The sequence below is a fragment of the Mycobacterium sp. NGS40 genome (genome assembly GCF_059812735.1).
Genome location: NZ_JCALDG010000107.1, coordinates 1 through 717, shown reverse-complemented (window position 1 = coordinate 717; position 717 = coordinate 1). Strand labels below are relative to the sequence as shown.

Sequence of the window (717 nt, the reverse complement as noted above, 5' to 3'; positions counted from 1 at the left end):
GCTCAGCGACACAGCGGTCTGGGCATCTCCGGTGGCTAGCGCCTCCAAATAGTGCTGGCCCACCAGGCGCGCGGCCTCGCGGTCTTGCGCGGCGCGCTGGGCCGCGTCGGGACCGCTGAATTTGGCTACCGCGAAGATGCCGCCGCCAACCACCAGGGCCACCACCGCCAGTGCCGAAACTGCTGATACCACAAGCCGTTTGCGGGAGCGCCGCGGTATAGGTGCTCTGTGTGGTGGCGGGGTGGGGTAGCGGGGGGCCGTCGGTGGTGGGAAGGCGGGGTGTGGGCCAGGCCAGGGTGGGGGAGTGGTGGGCGCGAAGGGGGGTGGGGGAGTCGGGGCGGCCAGGGGCGCTGAGGTGGGCAGGGGCAATGCGCCTGGGGCCGGGGTTGGGGCGGGGCTTTGGAGCTGGCTGGTCAGGGCGGCGGCGAAGTCGCTGCATCGGGGGAAGCGTTGGGTGGGGTCTTTGGCCATGGCGTGGACGAACACCACGTCGGTGATGGCCATGTCCGGGCGGGTGTTTCCGGGGCGCGGAGGTGGCGAGGTCAAATGCGCGTGGATCACTGAGATGGGATCTGTATCGGAAAAGGGTGGGACGCCGGTCAGCAAGTGGTAGGCCGTGGCGGCCAGAGCGTATTGGTCGGCACGGCCATCGAGTGTGGCGCCGCGCAGTAGTTCGGGTGCGGCGTAGGTGAAGGTTCCCAACGTTTTGACGGTGTC

General features: G+C 69.3%; 1 protein-coding gene. It reads right to left on the bottom strand.

Features of this window, described 5'->3' with window-relative positions; translation table 11 throughout:
* The coding region (locus AC5Y5O_RS32135) for a serine/threonine-protein kinase (protein WP_500028762.1) at window positions 1-717 on the bottom strand (717 nt) is incomplete at both ends.